We start from the raw sequence: 24,684 nt of genomic DNA on the forward strand, positions 1-24,684 counted from the left end.
GCGTACCCCTCGGGGGTACGCGTCTTACAGGTATCGCGTCATGCAAACTGCAATCGAGATCGCCACAGTCGATCATCAACTGGTGATACGTCTGAATCAGGCGTGGACCAAACGGGCCACGGTCTGTTCACCGGACCGGGCCAGCGTCAGTGAAGCGTTCGACCCGACACGCCCGGATTATCCGGAGTGCATGGTGCCGTTTTTCCATCACCCGAAATTCCAGGCGCTGAGCGATGAGCTCAAGAGCACCGTGGTGACCTGGGGCTGGATCGGCTACAACCTGCGCACGGTGACCGCCGAAGAACACGTGGTGAACCCGGCGCTCAGCGTCATTGCCAATCAATACCTGGGCAAGGACGACTGGCATTTTCGCGAGGCGATGCAGCAGACCTTGATCGACGAGCACTACCACACGCTCATGCACTTGCGGGCCGTCGAACGGACCAAAGTGGAGCGGGCGCTCGATCAGGATCTGGACCTGCCGCCATCGGTGACTTACCTGCGCCTGGTCGCACTGCGCGAAGAATTGCCGGAACAATGGCAGCGTGACCTGGCGGCAATCACCTTTGCGGTGGTCGCCGAGATCAGCGTCAACGCCTATCTGGACCTGCTAGCCGACGACCAGAGCATTCAACCGCAAAACCGCCGCGTGGCCGAGCTGCACAACCGTGACGAGTATGCCCACAGCAAGATTCTCGCCGAGGTGGCGAAGGTCATGTACGCGAACATGCAGCCGACCCAGCGGGCATTTTTCGCACGCACGTTGTCGGTGGCGCTGAGTGCTTTTGTCGCTCAGGACTACTCAATGTGGGAGGCGATTCTGACGCAGCTGGGAGTCGAGGACGCCGCGCTGATCATCGCCGACACCCGGGAGAGCAACAAGAACGCGACGATCATGCGTGACTACAGCGGCCTGCATCGTCTGGCGCAGGACCTGGGTATCAGCGACCAGATTGATTTCGACTTCCGTCCGACCCTCAAAGCCACCGCCGCAGCCTGAGTCAGGAGGTGAATATGTCCGTTCCTGTGTACGAAGTGTTCGCCATCCGTGTCGGCGCCAACGCCCAGCGCACCGCCAGGGAGAATTTTCTCTACGACGCCTGCTGTGGTGATCCGAATGCGTCGATGCCGCTGGATTACTACTTCTGGGTCATCCGTAACGATCAGCATGTGGTGGTGGTCGACACCTGTTTTCAACCGGCCACGGCCGATCGGCGCAACCGTCAGATGTATCGCCTGCCGGAACAATCCCTACGTCAACTGGACATCGATCCGGCGCAGGTCGAGACCTTGATCCTGACCCATTTGCACTGGGATCACGCGGGCAACCTCGGGCTGTTTCCGAAGGCGACGGTGCATTTGCAGGAGGCGGAATTACGATTCTGCACTGGACCGAAAATGGCCCATCGCACGGTGAACAAAACCTACGAAGTCGACGACGTGATGTCGGCGTTGCCGCCGTTGTTCGAAGGGCGCATGCGTTTGCACACCGGTACTGTCGAGGTGATGCCCGGCGTGACGCTGCACCCGGTGGGCGGGCATACACCCGGCAGCCAGGTGGTGCGAGTCAACACCGAGCGCGGATGGATTGTTCTGGCGTCGGATGCTGCGCATTTGTGGGCGAACATCCGTCAGCGCAGTCCGTTTCCAATCCTGGATGATCTGGCGCAGACACTGGAGGCGTTCAGCCTGATCGACAGTTTGGCCGACAGTGAAGACCATGTGATCCCCGGACACGACCCGCTGATTGCCGAACGCTTCCCGCATTGGAACGACGACCCACACATCATTTGCCTGCACCAAAACCCGATCTGAAAATCACCTTCAACCTGTGGGAGCGTGGCTTGCCCGCGATGACGGCAGCACATCCAATACTCATGTGTCTGACACACCGTCATCGCGGGCAAGCCACGCTCCCACAGGAATTGCTTAACCCTGGTTTTTCAGCAGTTGGCCAACGGTCGCCAGGGCTTCATCGATTCGCGGTGAGTACGGCGCGCCGCAGCCGATGCGCACGCAGTGGCTGAAGCGCTTGGTGTTGGAAAAGATATCCCCAGGTGAAATCTGGATGCCGACTTTCAACGCCTCATGAAACAGCGCCATGGACGAATGGTGCCGCGGCAGTTCCACCCACAGCAACGTTCCGCCTTGAGGTTGGGTCAGCCGGGTGCCTTCGGGAAAATATCGACTGATTGAGGCACTCATCTGCTCGCGTTGTTGCGTCAGGATTTTCCTCAGTCGGCGTAGGTAACGTTCGTAGGACGGCGTCCTCATAAACGCACTGACCGCCAGTTGCGACAAGGCTTCGCATCCCCGGGACTGAGTGTGTTTGAGCATTTCCACGCGGTCGTGCCATTTTCCTGCGCTGATCCAGCCCAGACGCATGCCGGGCGCCAGGGTTTTGTTCAGCGATGCGCAATAAATCACGTTGTCGGTACGGTCCCAGTGTTTGAGCGTGGACAACGGTTGCTCGGTATCCACCAGGTCACCGTAGGAATCGTCTTCGATCAGCACGGTGTTGTGCTCGGCGCACAGTTGCACCAATCGTGCTTTGTTGGCGTCGGGCATGATGCTGCCCAGCGGATTTTGCAGGTTGGGGATGACGATCAGCGCGTGAACCCGTTCGGGACTTTGCAGCAGTTGTTCGAGGGCAAACAGATTGATTCCCGCGTGCGCCGTCGCCGGGACTTCCAGCACCCGCAGGTTAAGACTCTCGAGAATTTGCAGCAGGCCAAAAAAGGTCGGTGACTCCACCGCCACGGTGTCGCCCGGTTGTGTGACCGCACGCAAGGCCAGGTTGATCGCTTCGGTTGCGCCATTGGTGATCACAATCCGCTCCGCTGTCAGGTTGGCTTTGGCGGTCAGCGCCCGGCGGGCAAGGATGTGGCGCAACGCGCTGTTGCCGCAGGTCGAACCGGCCGCGCCGAGCAAATGCGTGTCGTGGCGCAGCGCCTTGATCATGTGGTCCTGAAGGGTTTTCAGTGGGTAGAGTTCCGGCGCGCAGTAAGCGCTGGCTAAATTGACCCTGATCGTCGCGCGCTGACTGGTCTTGAGTACCGATGACACTTGTGGGTGAATGCCGGCGTACACGCCCATGTCCAGTGGCGGGGGAGGTGCGAATGTGATGGGTTTGGCCACTGTGTCGGGCTGGCGAATGTAGTTGCCGGAGCGCGGTCGGGCTTCCAGCACGCCACAGTCTTCAAGCTCCCGGCAAACCTGCACCGCGGTCGACAGGCTGACCGCATGTTTTTCCATCATCAGTCGAATGGAAGGAAACCGTTCACCGGTTTTCAAGGTGCCGCTGCGGATGGCATCAAGGTAATGATTGGCTAACTGACGGTAGAGAGGAGGTGTGTGCATGGTGACCTCAGCAATCGCACCACCGAGGTCTTGGGCTGGAAAGTGAGTTGACGATCCCTGCAAGCGGACCCGTGATGCTGAAGGGTTAGGGAAAGTGTTTTTCTGCTGTTGATACTGGAAGAGTAATCGTGGTTTTTGTGGAAACGCAGGCAATAAAAAGCCCCGCTCTACGGCGGGGCTCTTGGGTCAGTGGCGCTGGACGCGCCGCTGGGAGGGCGGGTTACTGCGCGGCGATGCTGTAGCCGTCAAATGCAGTTTGCTGCTGAAGTGCGGTGATGATGTTCTTGCGGTTAACCGCTTGTTCGGTCCCGGCATTGTCCAGGAACGTTTCACTTTCCAGTTCTGCTTCTTCGCCTTCGCCGACGAAGGCGAAACCCAGGAATTCCAGTGCTTCACGGTCTACGTTCAGTCGCGAACGCGGGGTGCGCAGCGGCAGTGTGACGCTGATGCCGTCTTTGCTGATGGTGAACACTTCGACATCTTTCTTGGCGCGAGCCGCCTTGCTTTTGCCGCTGCTCGGGCTGCTGAGGGCCTGGTGGGTCTGGTTCAGCACTTTCAGCGCCAGACCGTAGACGATTTCCTGAAACGCCGGGTCGTCCTTGAAACTGGAGAGAATCCGGCTGATCGGGAATTTGCTGCTCAGGTCTTCCAGGGCCGCAATGTCGGCAGCCTCGGCGTCCTTGAGTTGCTTGAGTTCGCCCATCAGTTCGTAGGCTTTATCGTCGTCGAAGCTGTCGTGAGCCTGGCGAATCGCGGTGCGCAGCTCGCGAATCTGGTCGCTTTCCCGGGTGGACTGGAAAGCGTCCAGAACCATCTCGGCGATGGTCTTGGCCTGGGGCACGTGCTGTGAAAGATTGATGGAGTTTTCGTATTCCGCTTTGGACGACAAGGTGACTACGGATTCAGCGGTATTGGAATCGGACATTGAAATTTCACTACTTCTTTTAACTTGGATTGAGGCGAGAAAGCACAGGGCCTTTTCAGGCCGCCTAATCTATTGGACCGCGGCGGCGTTGTCACGGCCCAACAGGCCAACGGGCAAAAGATCGACCTCGCTCCTACAGAGGGGCATGACCATTCCCCAGCGAATTCACGTTCATCGAGCGTACCGCCCATTGCTCTGCTGTTTGCTGATCCACCGGTAACGAGAAACGGAAGGTCGCGCCGTGTCCTGGAACATCGATCAACTGGATATCGCGACCGTGCAATTGCAGGATGCGATGCACGATGCGCAGCCCCAGTCCGCCATCGCGCCGGGCACCGCCAATGTTGAACGGGCGCAGGAACAAGCCTTCGCGCAGTTCGACCGCGATGCCAGGGCCGGTGTCGCTGACGGTGACTTCGATAAAAGCGCCTTGAGGGCGCAGGCTGAGCTCGATCTCCCCGCCTTGAGGCGTATGGCGCAGGGCGTTGTCGAACAGGTTGGTCAGCACCCGCTCGATCAACCCGAGGTCGGCGCAGGCCGCCGCAACATTGGGTGCGAAGGTGGCTTTCAGTTCGACCTGGCGTGCCTCGGCCGTCAGTTCGAATTTCTGAAAGATGTCCTGCACCAGGTCGGTCAGCGAGAAGCGCTCCAGCACCGGTTGCACAAAGCCGTGCTCCAGTCGCACCAGTTCCAGCAGCGATTGCGCCAGGCCACCGACCTTGCGGCTTTGGTCCAGGGCAATGCCGAGGTAGCGGCGACGGTCAGCGGGGGACAACGTCGCGTCCTTCAGCGACAGGGTTTCCAGATAACCGTGCAGCGAGGCCAACGGCGTACGCAGGTCATGGGAGATGTTCGCCACCAGTTCGCGGCGCTCCTGATCCTGACGGGTCAACGATCGCCATTGTTCACTGAGGCGCGCTTGCATCTGCCGAAAGGCGGCATCCAATACGGCGATTTCATCCTGGCTGGCGGCTTTTTCCATCGGAACGGATGCCGGTGGCGCTTGCGGAACGCCGTCGATATCGAACTGACTGACGTTTTCGGTCAAGCGGCGTAGAGGACGGGTGATCAGGGCAAACGCCGTGAGGCCGGCGATCAGGCATAACAGCGCCACCAGCCCGATGGACCACAGGGCGGTATTGAGGGCCGCGCTGGTGGCGCCGCGCTCGGCGAAGCGGTCGTGTTCTTCACTGAGCAGTACCACATAGAGATAACCCGCCGGTTTAACGTTGACCTTCAGCGGCGCGGCGCTGAACACCTTGCGACCCTCGACGCTGCGCGGATCGTCGCCAAGAATCGGCAGGGTATCGCCGTTGAGCAGGCGCTGGACCGGTGCCAGGTCGACGCGCTCCCGACGTATCCGACCTTCGGGCGCCGCGCTGCCGACAATTTTGCCCTCGGTGTCCAGCAGGTAGACCTCGACACTCGGGTTGACCAGCATCAGTTGACTGAACAGGTTGCGCACGGCACCGGGCATCAAGCCTTGGGTGTCCATCAGCACGGTGTCACGGGCGATGTGTTGAGCGAGATCGCGCGACAGCCCTTGCACCACTTCCAGTTCATGCATCTGGTTGGAACGCACCTGCATCCACGCCGATGTGCCGCAGCACACCAGCAGCAACACGGCAAACACCAGCGACAGGCGTTGAGTCAGGGTCAGCCTCATGGCTGCTCCTCCTTGGCCGCGAATTTGTAGCCACGCCCCCACACGGTGAGGATGCGTGCCGGCTGTGCCGGATCGGCCTCGATTTTCGCTCGCAGGCGATTGATGTGGGTATTGACCGTGTGTTCGTAGCCTTCATGGCTGTAACCCCACACGGCGTTGAGCAGGTCCATGCGCGAGAACACTTTGCCGGGCTGGCGGACGAAGAAATACAGCAGGTCGAACTCCCGTGGCGTGAGGTCGAGGCGGCGACCGTCGAGGGATACGTCGCGGGTGATCGGGTCGATGGACAGGCCATCGGTGATCAGGCTGCCGGCGTCCATTTTCAGGTTGCGGGCCATGGCGTCGACCCGGCGCAGCAGTGCTTTGACCCGAGCCACCAGTTCGAGCATGGAAAAGGGTTTGGCCAGGTAGTCGTCGGCACCCAGTTCAAGGCCGAGAATCCGGTGCACTTCGCTGGAGCGCGCACTGGTGATGATGATCGGTGTGTAGCGCGCCATCGCCCTGGCGCGGCGGCAGATTTCCAGGCCGTCGACGCCGGGCAGCATCAAGTCGAGGATCAGCGCGTCCCAGCTTCCTTGCTGCAGCAATCGCATGCCCTCATCGCCATCGGCGCAGTGCACCACCTCGAACTGCTCATCGCGCAGATGCAGGCAGATAAGGTCGGCGATATGCAGGTCGTCCTCGACCACGAGGACGCGTTTGGTCTGTTCCATCAAGCTCAATCCTTCAGCGCAATGAGCGCATTGTGCGGGTTTTCCAGCGCCTGAGTTATCACGAATTATTTAACTCTTCGTGAGGATTTGGCGATCAACCCAAGCCTAGGCTGTGTTCCATGAAAGGCACCCTGGATTTTCGGAGCAGACCATGTTTTCACGACGGCAGTTTCTTTTAGCGAGCGGCGGGCTGGGGGTTGCAGCCCTGGCAATCGGTGTATTGCCAAAATTTGCCGCGAGTTCTGCGCTGATCAGCGAGGCGAGTGCGGCGCAGGTGTTCGAGGTGACGCACAGCGACAGCGAATGGCACGCCCTGCTCAGCGACGAACAGTACGAAATCCTCCGTGAAGAGGGCACTGAGCGGGCCTACAGCAGCGCGCTGAACAATGAACACCGTGACGGCACATTCGCCTGTGCCGGTTGTGACCTGCCGCTGTTTTCCTCTGCGACCAAATTCGACAGCCGCACCGGTTGGCCGAGCTTCTGGGCGCCCCTGGACAAGGCGGTGGCGACCCGTCAGGACCGGTCATTCGGCGTGGTCCGTGAAGAAGTTCACTGCCGTCGGTGTGGCGGTCATTTGGGGCATGTCTTTGATGACGGTCCCAAACCTACGGGTCTGCGCTACTGCATGAACGGCCTGGCGCTGAAATTCGAGCCTCTGGCGGCCTGATTCCTTTCACTCACTCATGCAGGTCGACGTTTATGTGGCTTCTGGTCCTCGCTTATCTCGGTGGTGTACTGACGATTGTCAGCCCGTGCATATTGCCGGTGCTGCCGTTTGTCTTCGCCCGCACCGGGCAACCGTTCATGAAGAGTGGCTTGCCGTTGCTGGCGGGGATGGCGCTCACCTTCGCGCTGGTTGCCACGCTGGCCGCGGTGGGTGGCGGTTGGGTGGTGCAGGTCAATCAGTACGGCCGCTGGCTGGCGCTGGTGTTTGTGGCCTTGTTCGGGCTGACGCTGTTGTTACCTCGACTGGCCGAGCGACTGACCCGACCACTGGTGGCGGCCGGCAGTCGATTGTCGGAAGCGGCGGGCGCCGATGCCCGGCCGCGTCCCGGCGCTTCGTTCCTGATCGGCGTCGCCACGGGCTTGCTCTGGGCGCCTTGTGCCGGGCCGATACTGGGCCTGTTGCTGACGGGCGCGGCGCTGCAAGGCGCAAGCATCGCAACCACCTTGCTGTTGTTGGCTTACGCAGCCGGTGCCGCCACGTCCCTCGCCGTGGCGCTACTGCTGGGCGGTAAGGTTTTCGCGGCAATGAAGCGGTCCATCGGCGCTGGCGAGTGGGTGCGTCGAGGTTTGGGCGCGGCGATGCTGGCCGGTGTGGCCGCGATCGTCCTTGGGCTGGATACCGGCATTCTGGCGCAGGTGTCGACGGCGTCCACGGGCGGTATCGAACAGGCCTTGGTCAACCGGTTGTCCGGTAAGTCACCGAGCGGTGGCGGGGCGATGATGGCGCAGAACGCGGCCCCCGGTAATGCGATGAAAGCGGCGGACAAAACACCGGGCACACTGCCGATTGAAGGCAACCTTCCAGCGCTGGACGGTGCAGTGCAATGGCTCAACTCGCCACCGCTAACCGCGCAGGCGTTGAAAGGCAAAGTCGTGCTGGTGGATTTCTGGACTTACTCCTGCATCAACTGCCTGCGCACATTGCCGTATGTGAAGGCCTGGGCCGAGAAATACCGCGATCAGGGCCTGGTGGTGATCGGCGTCCATGCGCCCGAATTTGCCTTCGAACGCAATGTAGGCAACGTCACCAAAGCCATGAAGGACCTGGGCATCAACTACCCGGTGGCCATCGATAACGACTACAAGATCTGGCGAGCTTTCAATAACGAATACTGGCCGGCCCACTATTTTGCCGACGCTCAGGGGCGCATTCGTTATCACCACTTTGGTGAGGGCGATTACGCCGAATCGGAGCGGGTAATCCAGCAACTGCTGCGTGAAGCAGGCTCGGCGAAGGTTGCAGACGGCCTGATCACTGCCAGCGCCGAGGGTGTTCAACTCGCACCGGACATGAGCGAAGTGCTATCGCCAGAAACCTATGTCGGCTACCAGCGTGCGGAGCATTTCGTGCCTGAAACCAGCCTGGTGCCGGACAAGGTGTCGGCTTACACCCCACCGTCCGATTTGGCACTCAACGACTGGAGCCTGGGCGGTCAGTGGAATGTCGGTTCGGAGCGGGCGATTTCAAGCGCGCCAGCCAGCCGTATCGTCTACCGCTTTCACGCTCGAGACCTGCATCTGGTGCTTGGCCCCGGACCTGACGGTAAACCCGTGCGCTTCAAAGTGCTGATTGACGGCAAAGCCCCCGGCGATGCCCACGGCACGGACGTGAAGGCCGATGGCAGCGGCAGCGTGACCGAGCAACGCCTGTATCAACTGGTGCGCCAAACCGGCGGTGTAACGGACCGGACCTTCAGCATCGAGTTTCTCGATCCAGGTGTGTCGGCGTATGCGTTTACGTTCGGTTGATCACTCTTTCATCTACTCAGGAGTCAGCACCATGAAATCCCTATTCACCTGGCGCCGCACCCTGTTGGGCGTGGCCGCTGCCGGGATCATCGGCCAATGCTCGGCGTTCTCTTTCGGTGCCGCAGACGCGGTCGTCATCCCACCACCGGCCATCGACGAAACCACCCTGGCCCATAGTGAAACTGCCGTGTTTGCCGGAGGCTGCTTCTGGGGCGTCCAAGGCGTCTTCCAGCATGTCAAAGGCGTGAAGAAAGCGGTCTCCGGGTATGCCGGCGGCGCAGCCAATACCGCTCAGTACGAACGCGTCAGCGACGGCAATACCGGCCATGCGGAATCGGTTGAAGTCACCTTCGATCCGGGTCAGGTCAGCTACGGCACCTTGCTGCAAATCTACTTCTCTGTGGCCCACAACCCTACCGAACTCAATCGTCAGGGCCCTGACAGCGGCACTCAGTACCGGTCGGCGATTTTTCCGAAAAACAGCGAGCAGCAACGCGTCGCCCAGGCCTACATCGCCCAGCTCGACGCCGCCCATTCCTTCAACAAACCCATCGTGACCAAACTGGAAACCTACAACGGGTTCTACCCGGCAGAAGAAGAACATCAGGACTTTCTGACCGAACACCCATCCTATCCGTACATCGTGATCAACGATCTACCGAAGGTTGCGCAGTTGAAGCAGCTGTATCCGGATCGGTATCAGGAGAAACCGGTATTGGTGAAAGCGGGGATGTAAGTGACGATAGGCTATGTCCTGCGTGGGCGCGCATGGAATGGGCTAGTGCTTACCCCACCTCTGCATGGCAAAGTCGACGAAGCGGCGCAGTTTCGGCAAACGGTAGCGATCCTGGGCGTACACCAGGTTCAGGGGGCGGCTTGGCAATTGATATCCGTGCATCACGGCCACCAGTTTTCCGTCCTTCAGGTCTTGCTCGATCAACGCATCGGGCAACATCACGATGCCCATCCCTGTTCGAGCCGCTTGATGCAGTCCTGCCGAGCTGTTTATCAGCATCGGTCCGCTGACCGCCACGCGGATTTCGCCTTCGGGCCCGGACAGGCGCCATTGTTTCGCGACCGAGTGCCAGTCATCCCCATCCGGATAGGCGAAGGACAGGCAGTCGTGGTGTTGCAGATCATCGGGGTGTTCCGGGATTCCGCGGCGCGCCAGGTACTCCTTCGATGCGCACATCGTCAGGGTGTAGTCGATGAGTGGCCGGGCGATGATGTTGGAAGGCTCTGTTTCCCCCAAACGAAAGGCTGCATCAAAACCGTTTTCGAGAAGGTCCGGCCGCGCATTGGTGAGCACCACGTCCAATTTGACCTGCGGATGGCGCAACGTGAACTCACTCAATGCCGGCGCCAGTTTCTCGGTGCCGAACGTCAGCGGGGCCGTGATGCGCAGGGTGCCGCTCGGCTCATCAAGTGCCTGTTCGGCCAGGCGCTCGGAGTCGGCCACCAACCCCAGCACTTCGAGGCAGCGTTGATAGTAGGCCGTACCGAATTCCGTCAACCGCTGGCGCCGTGTCGTACGGTTGAGCAAGCGCACGCCCAGCCGTTGCTCCAGCGCCCGCAGGTGATTGCCGACCATGGTCGTGGACATATCGCACTGAAAAGCGGCGGCGGTCATGCTGCCGGTTTCCACCACCCTGACGTAAACGGTCATTGCCTGGAATAAATCCATTATCAAGCTCAGCTTTAAAATGATTGAAGTGTTGCAGCGTTTATCCAGCTCAGGTGGCTAACCATACTGCAAAAACACCGACAATTGATGGAGCTTGATGTCATGACCGCCGCCTGCCTGATGACCACTTACCAACCACTGGCCCTGAGTTTCATCAAGGGCCTGGGCACGCGCCTGTGGGATCAGGCCGGTCGTGAATACCTGGACGCGGTGGCGGGCGTGGCGGTGACCAACGTTGGCCATTCGCACCCGAAAATTGTCTCGGCCATCAGTGAACAAGCGGGCCTGTTGTTGCACACCTCCAACCTTTACAGCATCGATTGGCAACAGCGGCTGGCGCATAAACTGACCCGGTTGGCGGGCATGGAGCGGGCGTTCTTCAACAACTCCGGTGCCGAAGCCAATGAAACTGCGCTGAAACTGGCGCGGCTGTATGGCTGGCACAAAGGCATCGAGCAACCGCTGGTGGTGGTCATGGAGAACGCTTTTCACGGCCGGACGCTCGGCACCTTGTCCGCCAGTGATGGTCCGGCGGTGCGCCTGGGTTTCAACGAGCTGCCGGGAGACTTCGTCAAAGTGCCATTCGGCGACCTCAAGGCGCTGGATAAGATTCAGCAAGCCCACGGCGCGCGCATCGTGGCGATCCTGATGGAGCCGATCCAGGGAGAAAGCGGCGTCCAACTGGCCCCGCCCGGCTACTTGAAAGCCCTGCGCGAACGTTGCGACCGGCGCTCGTGGCTGCTGATGCTCGACGAAATCCAGACCGGCATCGGCCGCACCGGCCAGTGGTTCGCGTTCCAGCACGAAGGCATCGTCCCCGACGTCATGACCTTGGCCAAAGGCCTGGGCAACGGCATCCCCATCGGCGCCTGCCTCGCTCGGGGCAAAGCCGCCGACCTCTTCACACCCGGCAGCCACGGCAGCACCTTCGGCGGTAATCCATTGGCGTGCCGCGTGGGTTGCACCGTGCTGGAGATTATCGAAGAACAAGGCCTCCTGGAAAACGCCAGGCTTCAGGGCGAACGCCTGCTCGCCCGATTGCACATCGAGTTGGCCGATGACCCGAACGTCCTGGCGATCCGTGGCCAGGGCTTGATGATCGGCATCGAACTCAAGCAACCGATACGCGACCTGACCCTGATCGCCGCACGGGATCACGGCTTGCTGATCAACGTGACCCGAGGCAAGACCATTCGCCTGCTGCCACCACTGACGATCGATGAGCGGGAAGTGGAGATGATTGTCAGGGGCGTGTGTCGGGCGCTGAAAATGGCCTGAGATCGTTTCAGTAGTGGTACCGGCACATCACGACGCGTATCTCACCGTCCTCAATTGCGTAGATCAAGCGATGCTCAGCGGTAATCCGACGGGACCAGAGGCCGCTCAAATTGTGTTTGAGCGGCTCAGGTTTACCCACGCCTTCAAATGGTTCCGGCTGGATCGCTTTAATCAACAAGTTGATTCGTTTCAGTCCTGCCTTGTCGTTTTGTTGGAACCATAGATAGTCATTCCAACCTTCTGTCGTGAACTCGATATTCATTCTTCGATGAGTTGCCTTGCTTTGGTTTTCCCGGCGCGAAGGTTGCCGATCGATTTGCTCAGGCGTTCGGCATTGGCTGGGGCGCGAAGCAGATAGGCGATACCTGCGAGTGGTTGTTACGCAGACGACGCATCTGCGCTTGCATTAAGTATCGCCGAAGGTTCTTCGAGACGTTTCCGTGATCGATGTAATCCCGATCCGATTTAAATGCCATCCCTTGGTTGTTTTCCCCGCCTATGCACACGTATGAAAGCCGTCACCTCAGAGCGGTCGATCAGTTGCAGCTTTGAACCGACAAACCCGTCGAACAGACGCTGATGCGCGGCAAACCCACTGGACCCTTCGCGCATGCGATAGCTGCCTGCCCAATCCACCAAGGCAATCAACAACTCGTCGTTCTCGTCGCGGTGTGCCTCGCGCTGGCGAATGTTGGCGACGCATTCTTCATCCGCAATACACAGCCAGATCAGCGCCGTGGCACGGTGGATAAGTTCACTGATCATCCAGCCGTAAACGCCCTCAATCACCCAGCGTTCAGCACTCGCCGCAACACGCGCCATCCCCAACGCCTCGGCCCGTGGACGGGCGATGCTGCCTTCGTCAGACAACCAGTGAATCGAATCAAGATCAACCCAAGGCACCTGCAGGTGCCCAGCCAATCGCTCGGCCAGCCAACTCTTCCCGGACCCCGAGTTCCCGATAATCAGAGTTCGAGAGAGGTTCATAAACACCACCGATCAAATGTGGGGGCGGGCTTGCTCGCGAAACAGGCGATACGGTCCACCAGCCTCACTCGTCAGTTTCAGGCGCCACCATCCGCGTCTTCGCCGAACCATCCGCATTCAGCTGATAAATCTCTCGCGGCTGGCCCTTTTCATTAAAGAACACCTGCCCGATCCCCGCCGAATTCCACAGCCGTTCGCCAGCCTCTGCATGTTCAGGGACATGCGGGACAATGCGCATGCGCCGTCGCTTGGTCAGCCAGTTGAGCGGCGAACGTGGCGAATAGAGCCAGCGGTTGAGGCGGTCGAACCATTCCAGCAATGCGGGTGGGAATTCGTTTTTGATGCCGCTGCTGGTGATCTGCCAGATTCGCGGACCGGCCTTGCGGTGTCGGATCAGTACTTCGTAGACGAAGGAATAATGCACATCGCCCGACAGCACCACGTAGTTTCCGGGTGTGCGCGAGTGTCGGAAAATATTCAGGATCACCTGGGCGGCGCCGCGATGGGCCATCCAGTTTTCGGCATCCACCAGCAGCGGATAACCGCACCAGCTGAACACGCGCTGCACGGTTTCGATCAGTTTGACGCCGAAGATCGGTGCCGGTGAAACGATGATCGCTGACGGGTGATCCAGCAGTTCCTGTTGCAGTTCGCTGAGGGCTTCCCAATCCAGCAATCCCGACGGTTGCTTGAGCGTCATCTCACTGCGCCAGCGCCGGGTGCGGGTGTCGAGCACCACCAACGCCGGGCTGGTGGGCAGCACGTAATGCCAGTTCTGGAAGGTCAGCAGCTCATCGATCAACGCATCCTGCACGTCGCTGTCGAGGTAGTGATCATGCCCCGTGGCACTCAACACGCGGGTTTTTTCCAGCACCCCGCCGAACGCATCCGGGTTGTTGCCCCAGCCCTGGCACAACATGTAGGCGATCAACGCGTTGCCGATGATGCGCTTGGAGAACGGATGGCCGTAGGCCGTTTCCTCCCATTGCGCGGAAAGATTCCAGTCATCCGTAATATCGTGATCATCGAAAATCATCAGGCACGGCAGGTGCGCGAACGCGCGGGCGACACCGCCAAGGCCAGCCTTGAAGCCATCGATGCGCGTTTGCTCAAGCGCATATCGCTCGCGTCGTTCGGGGATCAATTTGGGTGGCTTTGGCGCGATCAACGTCCAGGGCGTCGGCGACCACACCAGCAGGTACATGGCCATGACTTCAGCGAAGGTCACCAGATGGTTGTCAGCACTGCTGCTGGTGAAAATCGGCTTACGCACCCCACCGAAAAATCGCTCGCGCAGGGTTTCGTTGCTCTGTAGGGCCGGTAACAAATCCGCACGATGGTAGTAACTGGCTGCGTGTTCGTAGAGCTTGGCGCTGTCGCTGACCACCGCACCTTCGAGGTGCTCATCGAACAATCCGAGCCGCTCGATCAAGGCATGAATGGCCCGCAACATCGGCCCCGCGACATCATCGGCGTAGACCTGATCGCCGCTCATCATCAACAGGGCCGGACGCTTCGACACGTCGGGCTCGGACGCCAGCAAACGATCCACGCACAGCAACCCATCCGGCGCCGGGAAGTGCGGCTTGCGGCAGGAACCGTGCAGCAGTTGATCGATGCGCGAGTGCAACACGAAGTTCGGACGGCTTGCCTCGCCATACAGCAGATGCGGCGCCCATTCGGCGATGCCCGTGTCATCAATCAACAGGTCGTATTCGATCAACATGTCGCAGGGCAGGGCGGCCTCCAGCGGCACATCGATCAAATGGATAAACGCGTGAGTGCCAACCGGGATGACCGTGCACTGTTCAGCGTTCAAGCGGATATCGCCGATACCCTCCAGGCGTAACGTCAGCGATAGCGCCCGGGAACCCACCAGCCACAGCACCAGGCGCGTGGGCTCCAGGCGTCGCAACAGCGGGCCGACCAGAACCGGTGGCAGGACGTGGTGATCGTCGGACGGTGGTAGCGTGACAGACATCCGTAGACAAGACTCTTAATGCACTGAGGTGGGCGATCATAGCGCAGGTGGTGGCGGGACCGGTTATTGTGAGCGTGCCGCAACGTTTGTGGTGGTTTCGCGATATGTCATTTGGAGAGAGGGGTTCATGAACAAAATTATCCTGCCGGCACTGGCCATGTTGATGCTGGCGCAATCCCCGGCGTACGCCATCAACGACAAATACCGCAAACAACTGGAGCAATCCGGTTGCACGCAAGTCAGCGAAACCCAAGGCTGCGATATCCACAAGAGCAAGGCCGAAAATGCCAAGGCCGGGTTCACCAATCCCGCCGCGGACAGCTCAAACGTCCAGACGCCTTATGCCGGGCAATGGGTCGCCAAGAGCGATGCCGGCGCGACCGTTGCCACCATCCGCATCGATGCCAAGGAGCAGGTCTGGGTCAATGGCAAGCGTGTAAATGCGAAGCGCACCGATGGCACGCTGCAATTTCGCCAGGGCAAGCTCACCTTCACGATTCAAGGTGATCGACGGCTGATGGGAGAGGATTACTGGACGGACAGTGATGCGAAGACGAAAGGCCCGATTGAGATCGAGTAGCCACGCTGGCTTTTGCGAACGAACCCGATCCTGTGGGAGCTGGCTTGCCAGCGATGGTCGTTACCGATGACGCGTTTTCGATGGATAACCGCAGTGGCTGTGAGTCCATCGCTGGCAGGCCAGCTCCCACAGTGGATTGGTTGCGTACGCGGAATTCGGCTTCGACCCATGAACGTTGTGGGAGCAAGCCCGCTCCCACAGGTTCTTCAGCCAATCTCAAGACCGAGTGAGCCCTAAGCCTCCCAGCCCGCACCACTGACCGCCGCCTGCGCCAACGGGTGCAACTCCGCCCCCTGATGCTCCGTCTGCCACGCCAGCAACTCCTTGCGCATGCCGGGCGTCCAGAACATTTGCAGATGATTGCGCACGCTGAGCACCGCCTGTTGCTGGTCCGGTTCATTGGCGAAGTACTGGGCGATCTGGTTGACCATTTTGATCAGGTTGGCCGTGCTCATCGGCGTACCTCCGCTTTCGCCTGACGGCGGTCTTTGAGCAGACGGTGCTGTTCGTCACTGAAGGCCTGGAAGCGTTTTTGCCATTCCGAAGGGTGGTAGACGCGGCTGACTTCCACCGCCGTGACCTTGTACTCCGGACAGTTTGTCGCCCAGTCGGAGTTGTCGGTGGTGATGACGTTGGCCCCCGATTCCGGGAAGTGGAACGTGGTGTACACCACGCCCGGGGCGACCCGTTCGGTGACCCGCGCACGCAATACGGTCTGGCCGGCGCGGCTGCCGATGCCGACCCAATCGCCTTCGTTGATGCCACGGCTTTCGGCGTCGGTCGGGTGGATTTCCAGGCGGTCTTCGTCGTGCCAGGCAACGTTTTCAGTGCGCCGGGTCTGGGCGCCGACGTTGTACTGGCTGAGGATGCGTCCGGTGGTCAGCAGCAGCGGGTAGCGATTGTTGACCTTCTCCTCGGTGGGCACGTAGCCGGTGAGCATGAAGCGCCCCTTGCCGCGCACGAATTCCTCGATGTGCATGGTCGGCGTGCCGTCCGGTGCCGCAGCGTTGCACGGCCATTGCAGACTGCCGTGGCGGTCCAGTTCGGCGTAGCTGACGTTGGTGAACGTCGGCGTCAGGCTGGCGATTTCGTCCATGATTTCCGACGGGTGCTGGTAACTCATCGGGTAACCCAGCGCGTTGGCCAGGGCCACGGTGCCTTCCCAGTCGGCCTTGCCGCCCAGCGGTTCCATGACCTTGCGTACTCGGGAGATACGTCGTTCGGCGTTGGTAAAGGTGCCGTCTTTTTCCAGGAACGAGCTGCCCGGCAAGAACACATGGGCGAACTTGGCGGTTTCGTTGAGGAAAATATCCTGCACCACCACGCACTCCATCGCCGACAACGCCGCGGTGACGTGCTGGGTATTTGGATCGCTCTGGGCGATGTCTTCACCCTGGCAATACAAGCCTTTGAAGCTGCCACCGAGGGCTGCCTCAAACATATTGGGAATACGCAGGCCCGGATCCGGTTGCAGGGTGACATTCCACGCCTGTTCGAACTGCGCCCGTACCACTTCGTTGGAAATGTGTCGGTAACCGGGCAACTCGTGGGGGAAGGAGCCCATGTCGCAGGAGCCCTGAACGTTGTTCTGCCCCCGCAGCGGGTTCACGCCCACGCCTTCGCGGCCGATGTTGCCGGTGGCCATGGCCAGGTTGGCGATGCCCATGACGGCGGTGCTGCCCTGGCTGTGCTCGGTAACGCCCAGCCCGTAATAGATCGCCGCATTGCCGCCGGTAGCATAGAGGCGGGCGGCGGCACGGATGTCGGCAGGCGCTACGCCGCAGATCTCGCCCAGGACTTCCGGCGAGTTTTCCGCGCGGCTGACGAACTCTTTCCAGTGGGCGAAATTGCCGTCCTCGCAACGGGCATTGATAAAGGCCTGATTGAGCAGGCCTTCGGTGACAATCACATGGGCCAACGCGTTGAGCATGGCGACGTTGGTGCCCGGACGCAGGGCCAAATGGTATTCGGCGCGGGCATGCACCGAGTCCACCAGATCAATGCGGCGTGGATCGATGACGATCAGCCGCGCGCCTTCACGCAGGCGGCGTTTGAGTTGGGAGGCGAACACCGGGTGGGCGTCGCTGGGGTTGGCGCCCATCACCAGGATCACGTCGGCCTGCATCACCGAGTCGAAACTCTGGGTCCCGGCGGACTCGCCCAAGGTTTGTTTCAAGCCATAGCCGGTCGGCGAGTGACAGACCCGCGCACAAGTGTCGACGTTGTTGTTGCCGAACGCGGCACGCACCAGTTTTTGCACCAGGTAGGTTTCTTCGTTGGTGCAGCGGCTGGAGGTGATGCCACCAATGGAATCGCGGCCATAGGTTTGCTGCAACCGGCGGAACTCGCTGGCGGCGTAGGTCACCGCTTCATCCCAGCTGACTTCCTGCCACGGGTCGCTGATGTGTTTGCGGATCATCGGTTTGGTGATGCGATCCGGGTGGGTCGCGTAGCCCCAGGCAAAGCGCCCTTTGACGCAGGAGTGGCCGTGGTTGGCGTGGCCGTTTTTGTCCGGAACCATGCGCACCAGTTGGTCGCCTTTCATCTCGGCACGGAACGAGCAACCCACGCCGCAATAGGCACAGGTGGTGATGACGCTGCGTTCGGGTTGACCGAGTTCGACCACACTTTTTTCCATCAGGGTCGCGGTCGGGCAGGCCTGCACACAGGCGCCGCACGACACGCATTCCGAGTCGAGGAAGTTCTCGCCACCGGCGGCCGAAACACGGGATTCAAACCCGCGCCCGGTAATGGTCAGGGCAAAGGTGCCCTGGGTTTCTTCGCAGGCACGCACGCATCGGTTGCAGACGATGCACTTGCTCGGGTCGTAGTCGAAATAGGGGTTGGACGTGTCCTTGACGTCGGCCAGATGGTTGTCGCCTTCATAGCCGTAACGCACCTCGCGCAGGCCGACCTGGCCGGCGACGGTTTGCAGCTCGCAGTTGCCGTTGGCCGAGCAGGTCAGGCAATCCAGCGGGTGATCGGAGATGTACAGCTCCATGACGTTGCGCCGCAGCGTGGCGAGCTTCGGCGTCTGGGTGTGCACGCTCATGCCTTCAGTGACCGGCGTGGTGCAGGACGCGGGGTAGCCGCGCATGCCGTCGATTTCCACCAGACACATGCGGCAGGAGCCGAAGGCTTCCAGGCTGTCGGTGGCGCACAGTTTCGGAATGGTGGTGCCCAGCAGCGCGGCGGCGCGCATCACCGAAGTGCCTTCAGGCACGCTGATGCTGCGGCCGTCGATGTTCAGCGTGACCTGCACGTCGCTGTCCCGGGCCGGCGTTCCAAGATCGATATCGGTTTTCGGGTCGAAGAGGGTGATCATTGGTCGGCCTCCGAGGCTTGCAGACCGAAGTCGGCGGGGAAGTACTTGAGGGCGCTGACCACCGGAAAGGGGGCCATGCCACCCAAGGCGCACAGCGAACCGTATTGCATCGTGTCGCACAGGTCCTTGAGGATGATCGCCTGCTCATCGCGACCGCTCTGGTCCGGTGCGGCCAGCATTCGGTCGATCACCTCGACGCCACGGGTTGAGCCGATGCGGCACGGCGTGCATTTGCCACAGGATTCCTCGGCGCAGAACGCCATCGCGAAACGCGCCATCTGAGCCATGTCCAACGTGTCGTCAGCCACCACCACACCACCGTGACCGAGCATCGCGCCGATAACGGCGAAGGCTTCGTAATCCAGCGGCGTGTCGAATTGCGACGGCGGCACCCAGGCACCGAGCGGACCACCGACCTGTGCAGCCTTCAGCGGTCGGCCACTGGCGGTTCCGCCGCCGTAGTCTTCCACCAGTTCCCTTAGCGTCAGGCCAAAAGCCCGCTCCACCAAACCGCCGTGACGAATATTACCCGCCAATTGGAAGGGCATCGTGCCCAGGGAACGGCCCATGCCGTAGTCGCGATAGAACTGCGCACCCTTGGCCAGAATCAGCGGCACAGAGGCCAGCGTCAGTACGTTGTGCACCAGCGTCGGCTGGCCGAACAGCCCCTTCAAGGCGGGGATCGGCGGCTTGGCGCGGACGATCCCGCGCTTGCCTTCGAGCGAGTCCAGCAGCGCGGTTTCCTCACCGCAGATGTAAGCGCCGGCACCGACGCGCACTTCCATATCGAAGGCCTGGCCGCTGCCGCCGACATTGGCGCCGAGGTAACCGGCGGTCCGGGCGATGTTCAGTGCTGCACGCAATGTGGCGACGACATCCGGATATTCCGAGCGCACATAGATGTAGCCGTAACTGGCGCCGACAGTGATGCCGGCAATGGCCATGCCTTCGATCAGCAGGAAGGGGTCGCCTTCCATCAACATCCGGTCGGCGAAAGTGCCGGAGTCGCCTTCGTCGGCGTTGCACACAATGTATTTCTGCGCCGCCTGGGTGGCGCGCACCGTGCGCCACTTGATCCCGGCCGGAAACGCCGCGCCGCCACGGCCACGCAGGCCTGAGTCGAACACCGCCGTCGCTGTCTCATCGCCGCCCATGGTGACGGCCCGTTGCAAGCCCTCGAAACCGCCGTGGGCCCGGTAATCGTCCAGCGACAACGGCCGGGTAATACCGGCGCGGGCGAACAGCAGGCGTTGTTGAGTTTTCAAATAAGGTATTTCTTCCACCAGACCCAAGGCCAGTGGATGAGCAGACGGATCGCCAAGCAGGGCTTCGAGCACGGACGGCACATCGTCAGCCGTCAACGGGCCGAAGCCGATCCGGCCTTGCGGGCTGTCCACCTCCAGCAGCGGTTCCAGCCAGTACAAGCCGCGGGAACTGGTGCGTTGCAACTCCAGCTGTAAATTGCGCTCCTGAGACTGAGTGATAAGGGCGACAGCCACCTCATCGGCACCCACGGCACGGGCCAGGGAGTCACTAGGTAAGTAGAGGCTCATACGTCCTCCCGACAAGCATCAAGCAGGGTATCCAGACGCTCGGCACTCAGCCGCGCATGCACCCGGCCATCCAGTTCCAGAGCGGGCGAGCAGGCACACGCGCCGAGGCAATACACCGGCCGCAAACTGATGCTGCCGTCGGCGCTGCTGCCGTCATCGTCCAGTTGCAGACGTTCGCGCAACTGCGCGGCCAGCTGCTCGGCGCCGCGACTCTTGCACGACTCAGCCCGGCACAGACGCAGGATATGCCGGGCCGGCGGCGCGGTACGGAAGTCATGGTAAAAGCTGATCACCCCACGAATCTCCGCCTGACTCTGATTGAGGGCGTGGGCAATCTCCGGGACGGCCGCATCGGGGATGTAACCGATGCGTTCCTGAATATCATGAAGAATGGGCAACAGTGCACCCGGGGAGCCCTTGTGGCGCTCCAGCAGGTTGTTGACCAAAGGCACGTGCAACATCTCATCAGGCATACAGCATTCCTCACGGTCACGGACAAACCAGGCGGTTGTCGTTTGTCCGAAAGTGTCGGCTGCGGCACTCACACCACGTCACGGTATCGTGGCAATTTCAGGCCGTTGGCCAGGGCACCCTTGGCGGGCATCTTGTTGTGCCCGGCGCGATCTTCGTCGCGCCTCTATTGGGCATAAAGGGCAGCTTGCCACGCGGCTATTGATCGAACTGCACCAAAGCGACGTGTTCGGTTCTGCCTACGACTCTCCATTAAGTCTAGATGAGTGGGGCGCGGGGCGTTCACTCACTGGCGCAATGCCCTTCGGGCTTGTCGATGAGTGATGTATAGCAAGCATTGCAGGTTAGAAGAAGCATCAGATCGGTGGGTAATTCCAGGGAGCAGATGCGTTGATATTTCGCCGGTGGTGTGGGGGCTGGCTTTGAAGTCATACTCAAGCTGTTCATTTGAAAAACAGGGAAAGACCGATGATTGATTTCAACAACAAAGGATTCTTCAAACTCAAGCAAAACAACGAATACGCCGAACGCGTATCCGACCTGTTGATCGAAGGCGAACACGTCATCGACGCCTACAAATCCATGCGCGACGGCGTAGTGTTCACCAACAAACGCATCATCGCCGTCAACGTCCAAGGCCTCACCGGCAGCAAAAAAGACTTCACCTCGCTGCCGTACAAAAACATCGTGGCGTACTCGGTAGAAACCTCGGGTACGTTCGACCTGGATTCGGAACTGGAGATTTACTTCTCGTCGTTGGGAAAGGTGAAGTTCGAATTCACCGGCAGGACATCGATGGTGGAAGTCTCAAAGCTGATTTCCCAGCATCTGCTTTAAACCGGATCTGTAGGAGCGAGGCTTGCCCGCGAAGGCGATCTCACGAACGCCATCGCGGGCGAGCCATGCTCCTACAAAAAGCGACTTCGCAATCCCACAGCTTCAGCCACTACTTTTCCTGTTTCGCCGCCGCCCGCTTAGGCGTCGGCGTAAGCGGCGTATTACGCTCCCGCTCCAACACCTTCATCACATCATCCACCACAGCCTTACTCATCGACGTCAAATAATGCGCAGCCCAGGCATGACGGTCAGTGTCCTTCTCATAAGCTGCATCCACGCAAAGCGATTTGGCGAGGAACAGAAAATCAGAGGCCATTGCCAATGCATCGGCGAGAGGAACGCCGCGAGTGACATGGAACAGCGCTTGATCCGCGCAGTAGATCGCGGGTGTCAGGCCGATGGTTTTGAGTTCTGGTTGTTCAGTCATTGGCCACCTCCGATGATGGAGATGTGGTGGGAGACGGGGAGCGGTGGGGCGTTACGCATTTGGGAATTGCGTAGAGGGAAAAGCCAAATTTCGTACGGATTTGTTCTAGTCATGGGTCAACGTCCTTGATTTGAGGAGCTGCCACGAGCCTTCTCACGGGCTTGGGTGACAGCCGTGCGCGGGGTGAGAAACCGGCAATCAAGGCAACCGGTAGACCCGAAGGTCTCCCACGCACAGCCGCCATAAAGCCATATCGCAGACGAAAAAAAACGCCACGATAGGTTTTGGGGCGCTTTGCGCCTTGATTGTTTCGGGCTCTCACACCCGGCCGCTGAATTGGCAGCGACGGTGGGAGGGTATCGTGGAGGCCTCGTTCCTGCAACCTTCGAAAAGGCGTTAATCCAAGCCGCTAGGTAAAAAGATAATGAAGACGGAAACGTCCGACATCCACCAGTCAATACAAAGTAGGAGAGATCTGAATCTTGAATTTAACGATATCTAATTGAGCGATTGTTAGTTCCGAAAGCCGTACATTCTCTCCTGAAAAATTGATAAACAACTTATTGCCAAGGAGCGGTCGTATGTCATTTGACGCTTTTATCAAAATCGAAGGTATTCCAGGCGAAGCTCTTGATGAGCAACATAAGGACTGGATAGAAATTACCGGGTACAGCTTCGGCACTCACCAAGGCACTTCGGCTACAGCCAGCTCAGCAGGTGGCGCCTCATCGGGGCGCACGACTGTTAGCGACTTCACTTTCACCAAGAACCTAGACAAATCCAGCTGTAAGCTCATAGAAACCAGTTGTGCGGGTGACCACCTGAAAGAGGTTGTACTGAAACTGCATCGCGCCGGAGGCGAGAAGCAAAAGTACTTTGAGGTCACGCTGGAAGAAGTCATCGTTTCAAGCTACGCACACATTGCAAATGATGGCGTGCCTACTGAAAGCATTAGCTTGAATTACGGACGTATTAAAACGATCTACACCCAGCAAAAACGAGCGGATGGTGCCGGCGGAGGTAACGTAGCGGGCGGTTGGGATCGCATCAGCAATAAAAAATACTCCTGAGGTCGCCATCAATGCCAGAGACCTTTATAAATCCAAGAATGCAGCCTTATTCATATTTGAAGTCGACATTGCCGCTTGGCAAAAACTCAATGTCAAAGTTTGATGTATTAAATGCTCATGTTATCAATACAGTAGTGCTGCCAGGCGAGCTAATAGTTGTAGGTGATAATTCGACACCTTCCTGTACGGCCGAAGATGCGTTCTACATGAAGAAGGCATTTGAAGTTCATTCAGTATTAATGGTCAATGGAATGCAAGGTGATGGGTTTTTGGTTGAAAATCATACGATTATATCAACAGTGCTTGGGTATTCGTCTATAGGGGTAGGTAGCGTTGGCGCTGCCTGGAGTAAACACCTTGATGGTATCAAGCAAATCCTTGAAGACATTGAAGCAGTTCATCGCGATCATCTCAGAAGTGGAACAACTCAGACACGATCTGGTTTTTTAGCAAAGCGCGAGGTGTTATTTGAAAAACTTGATGATCAACTGAAAGGTTTTGCCAAATATGGTTCAGGCCTGCGCAACCAAGGCTCTATAAAAAATATGCTTGGGATATCCACGAAAAGCTATTTGCACTCAGGGGTGATAGCAGGTTACGCAGAAACTATTAACGGCGTGGCGAAAGCTTCGAGTCTCATGAAAAAAGGCACTTACCTGGGTATCGGGATTAGTGTGGCTGTAGCTGGATCATCTATCTACACCGCGTGTACGACTGGGCGAGAAACGCAATGCAGAAAAGCTAAGTATGTTGAAGGTGGCAAATTGTCTGGAAGTCTTGCCTTAGGAGCTTTGGGAGGCAATATCGGAAGTGTTGCGGCCACATTCGGATGTGCTGTGGCTGTTGGATTCGTTACAGCGGGGGCCGGATTGCTGGGGTGTGCTGTGGTTGGCGGCGGGCTCGGCGCGTGGGCTGGAGGCGAAGTTGGCGGGAGTGCTGGAGAATGGGTGGGTGAAGTGGTTTATGAGTCCTTGCCACAATGAGTGATTTCGCGTTGGCAGGTATCGTAGCATTTATAATTTTTTTTGGATTGCTGGCTTCTTGCTGGATATATGTGTCCTCTTATCTGTATACGGAATTGATAGAAAGTTATCTAGATAGGAGTAAGTTTGTAGAAAGTAATCGTAAGGCTTTGTCTGGGTTGGGGTTGCTCGGTAAAGCTGTCAGAAACGGTTCAATGGCATTGATGTTTTTGTTTCCTAGGCTCTGCGAAAGACGTGGTTTAATAGAAAAAAATGAGTTATTGAATTTGCCAGTGCACCTGAAGAGAAAGTTATTGGCACCATGGATTACTGGCGGAGCATTATTCTTTGCGATGTTCATTTTTTGGCTTCTGGTCGTTTGATTCT

The 24,684-nt window shown here is 59.1% G+C and carries 24 protein-coding genes; 11 read left to right on the forward strand and 13 right to left on the reverse strand.

The window, feature by feature from the left end; genetic code table 11:
- The first annotated feature begins 40 nt into the window (after nt 1-40).
- Together ACA057_RS04880 and ACA057_RS04885 are read left to right on the forward strand one after the other, a co-directional pair.
- Entirely contained in the window at nt 41-1,000 is a 960-nt protein-coding gene (locus tag ACA057_RS04880; RefSeq protein WP_497346369.1) for a diiron oxygenase, read from the forward strand.
- Nucleotides 1,001-1,014: 14 nt separating this feature from the next.
- Nucleotides 1,015-1,815, forward strand: coding sequence for an N-acyl homoserine lactonase family protein (locus ACA057_RS04885; RefSeq protein ID WP_497346371.1), 801 nt, complete (start codon nt 1,015-1,017; stop codon nt 1,813-1,815).
- 114 nt (nt 1,816-1,929) lie between these two features.
- Here ACA057_RS04885 and ACA057_RS04890 read toward each other — a convergent pair whose 3' ends face one another.
- The 4 genes from ACA057_RS04890 to ACA057_RS04905 form a co-directional block, all read right to left on the reverse strand.
- Entirely contained in the window at nt 1,930-3,360 is a 1,431-nt protein-coding gene (locus tag ACA057_RS04890; RefSeq protein WP_497346373.1) for an aminotransferase-like domain-containing protein, read from the reverse strand.
- 220 nt (nt 3,361-3,580) lie between these two features.
- Complete coding sequence (locus ACA057_RS04895) at nt 3,581-4,285, reverse strand: hypothetical protein (RefSeq protein ID WP_497346375.1); 705 nt, start codon at nt 4,283-4,285, stop codon at nt 3,581-3,583.
- 133 nt (nt 4,286-4,418) lie between these two features.
- Nucleotides 4,419-5,951 carry a sensor histidine kinase gene (locus ACA057_RS04900; protein ID WP_497346377.1) on the reverse strand — a complete coding sequence of 511 codons (1,533 nt, stop codon included), beginning with the start codon at nt 5,949-5,951 and terminating at the stop codon, nt 4,419-4,421.
- A complete protein-coding gene (locus tag ACA057_RS04905; RefSeq protein WP_497346379.1) occupies nt 5,948-6,664 on the reverse strand; it encodes a response regulator transcription factor in 717 nt (238 codons plus the stop codon). The genes ACA057_RS04900 and ACA057_RS04905 overlap by 4 nt, the downstream gene beginning before the upstream one ends.
- 151 nt (nt 6,665-6,815) lie before the next feature.
- Here ACA057_RS04905 and msrB point away from each other — a divergent pair, with 151 nt between their 5' ends.
- From msrB to msrA, 3 genes are read left to right on the forward strand one after another with little or no spacing between them, the layout of a single operon-like run.
- Complete coding sequence (msrB, locus tag ACA057_RS04910) at nt 6,816-7,334, forward strand: peptide-methionine (R)-S-oxide reductase MsrB (protein WP_497346381.1); 519 nt, start codon at nt 6,816-6,818, stop codon at nt 7,332-7,334.
- Nucleotides 7,335-7,366: 32 nt separating this feature from the next.
- Nucleotides 7,367-9,142 (forward strand): cytochrome c biogenesis protein DipZ, encoded by a 1,776-nt coding sequence (locus ACA057_RS04915; protein ID WP_497346383.1) that lies wholly within the window; start codon nt 7,367-7,369, stop codon nt 9,140-9,142.
- 31 nt (nt 9,143-9,173) lie between these two features.
- On the forward strand, nt 9,174-9,878 hold the full coding sequence (gene msrA / locus ACA057_RS04920) for a peptide-methionine (S)-S-oxide reductase MsrA (protein ID WP_497346385.1): 705 nt from the start codon (nt 9,174-9,176) through the stop codon (nt 9,876-9,878).
- A 42-nt stretch (nt 9,879-9,920) separates the two neighbouring features.
- On the opposite strand, the gene ACA057_RS04925 is transcribed toward msrA, so the two are convergent.
- Nucleotides 9,921-10,826 (reverse strand): LysR family transcriptional regulator, encoded by a 906-nt coding sequence (locus tag ACA057_RS04925; RefSeq protein ID WP_497346387.1) that lies wholly within the window; start codon nt 10,824-10,826, stop codon nt 9,921-9,923.
- A gap of 102 nt (nt 10,827-10,928) precedes the next feature.
- On the opposite strand from ACA057_RS04925, the gene ACA057_RS04930 reads away from it, so the two are divergent.
- On the forward strand, nt 10,929-12,104 hold the full coding sequence (locus ACA057_RS04930; RefSeq protein WP_497346389.1) for an aspartate aminotransferase family protein: 1,176 nt from the start codon (nt 10,929-10,931) through the stop codon (nt 12,102-12,104).
- Between the two features lie 7 nt (nt 12,105-12,111).
- On the opposite strand, the gene ACA057_RS04935 is transcribed toward ACA057_RS04930, so the two are convergent.
- From ACA057_RS04935 to ACA057_RS04945, 3 genes are all read right to left on the reverse strand, one after another.
- Nucleotides 12,112-12,366, reverse strand: a complete 255-nt coding sequence (locus tag ACA057_RS04935; RefSeq protein WP_497346391.1) for a Txe/YoeB family addiction module toxin — start codon at nt 12,364-12,366, stop codon at nt 12,112-12,114.
- Between the two features lie 203 nt (nt 12,367-12,569).
- Nucleotides 12,570-13,091 carry a P-loop NTPase family protein gene (locus ACA057_RS04940; protein ID WP_497346393.1) on the reverse strand — a complete coding sequence of 174 codons (522 nt, stop codon included), beginning with the start codon at nt 13,089-13,091 and terminating at the stop codon, nt 12,570-12,572.
- A gap of 64 nt (nt 13,092-13,155) precedes the next feature.
- The gene (locus ACA057_RS04945) at nt 13,156-15,072 is read right to left on the reverse strand and encodes an alkaline phosphatase D family protein (protein ID WP_497346395.1); all 1,917 of its coding nucleotides are present in this window, start codon (nt 15,070-15,072) and stop codon (nt 13,156-13,158) included.
- Between the two features lie 127 nt (nt 15,073-15,199).
- Between ACA057_RS04945 and ACA057_RS04950 the strand changes: the two genes are divergently transcribed.
- Nucleotides 15,200-15,652 (forward strand): hypothetical protein, encoded by a 453-nt coding sequence (locus ACA057_RS04950; protein WP_497346397.1) that lies wholly within the window; start codon nt 15,200-15,202, stop codon nt 15,650-15,652.
- Nucleotides 15,653-15,885: 233 nt separating this feature from the next.
- Here ACA057_RS04950 and ACA057_RS04955 read toward each other — a convergent pair whose 3' ends face one another.
- Genes ACA057_RS04955 through ACA057_RS04970 form a run of 4 tightly spaced genes read right to left on the reverse strand, consistent with a single transcriptional unit; the run spans nt 15,886 to nt 21,003 of the window.
- The gene (locus ACA057_RS04955; protein ID WP_497346399.1) at nt 15,886-16,107 is read right to left on the reverse strand and encodes a formate dehydrogenase subunit delta; all 222 of its coding nucleotides are present in this window, start codon (nt 16,105-16,107) and stop codon (nt 15,886-15,888) included.
- Nucleotides 16,104-18,977 (reverse strand): formate dehydrogenase subunit alpha, encoded by a 2,874-nt coding sequence (gene fdhF, locus ACA057_RS04960; protein WP_497346401.1) that lies wholly within the window; start codon nt 18,975-18,977, stop codon nt 16,104-16,106. Before fdhF ends, ACA057_RS04955 begins: the two co-directional genes overlap by 4 nt.
- Nucleotides 18,974-20,530, reverse strand: a complete 1,557-nt coding sequence (locus ACA057_RS04965; RefSeq protein WP_497346403.1) for a formate dehydrogenase beta subunit — start codon at nt 20,528-20,530, stop codon at nt 18,974-18,976. The genes fdhF and ACA057_RS04965 overlap by 4 nt, the downstream gene beginning before the upstream one ends.
- Nucleotides 20,527-21,003, reverse strand: coding sequence for a formate dehydrogenase subunit gamma (locus ACA057_RS04970; RefSeq protein ID WP_497346405.1), 477 nt, complete (start codon nt 21,001-21,003; stop codon nt 20,527-20,529). Before ACA057_RS04970 ends, ACA057_RS04965 begins: the two co-directional genes overlap by 4 nt.
- Before the next feature lie 466 nt (nt 21,004-21,469).
- On the opposite strand from ACA057_RS04970, the gene ACA057_RS04975 reads away from it, so the two are divergent.
- On the forward strand, nt 21,470-21,838 hold the full coding sequence (locus ACA057_RS04975; protein WP_059403369.1) for a PH domain-containing protein: 369 nt from the start codon (nt 21,470-21,472) through the stop codon (nt 21,836-21,838).
- 109 nt (nt 21,839-21,947) lie between these two features.
- Here ACA057_RS04975 and ACA057_RS04980 read toward each other — a convergent pair whose 3' ends face one another.
- Nucleotides 21,948-22,265 (reverse strand): DUF3077 domain-containing protein, encoded by a 318-nt coding sequence (locus tag ACA057_RS04980; protein WP_497346407.1) that lies wholly within the window; start codon nt 22,263-22,265, stop codon nt 21,948-21,950.
- Between the two features lie 581 nt (nt 22,266-22,846).
- On the opposite strand from ACA057_RS04980, the gene ACA057_RS04985 reads away from it, so the two are divergent.
- The 3 genes from ACA057_RS04985 to ACA057_RS04995 are packed head-to-tail and all read left to right on the forward strand — an operon-like array spanning nt 22,847 to nt 24,680.
- Nucleotides 22,847-23,335 carry an Hcp family type VI secretion system effector gene (locus ACA057_RS04985; protein WP_497346409.1) on the forward strand — a complete coding sequence of 163 codons (489 nt, stop codon included), beginning with the start codon at nt 22,847-22,849 and terminating at the stop codon, nt 23,333-23,335.
- Nucleotides 23,336-23,346: 11 nt separating this feature from the next.
- Entirely contained in the window at nt 23,347-24,318 is a 972-nt protein-coding gene (locus ACA057_RS04990) for a hypothetical protein (RefSeq protein WP_497346411.1), read from the forward strand.
- Nucleotides 24,315-24,680: a hypothetical protein gene (locus ACA057_RS04995; RefSeq protein WP_497346413.1), complete on the forward strand. Its 366-nt coding sequence runs from the start codon at nt 24,315-24,317 to the stop codon at nt 24,678-24,680. The genes ACA057_RS04990 and ACA057_RS04995 overlap by 4 nt, the downstream gene beginning before the upstream one ends.
- Nucleotides 24,681-24,684 lie beyond the last annotated feature (4 nt).

The organism is Pseudomonas sp. LBUM1661 (assembly GCF_059695925.1).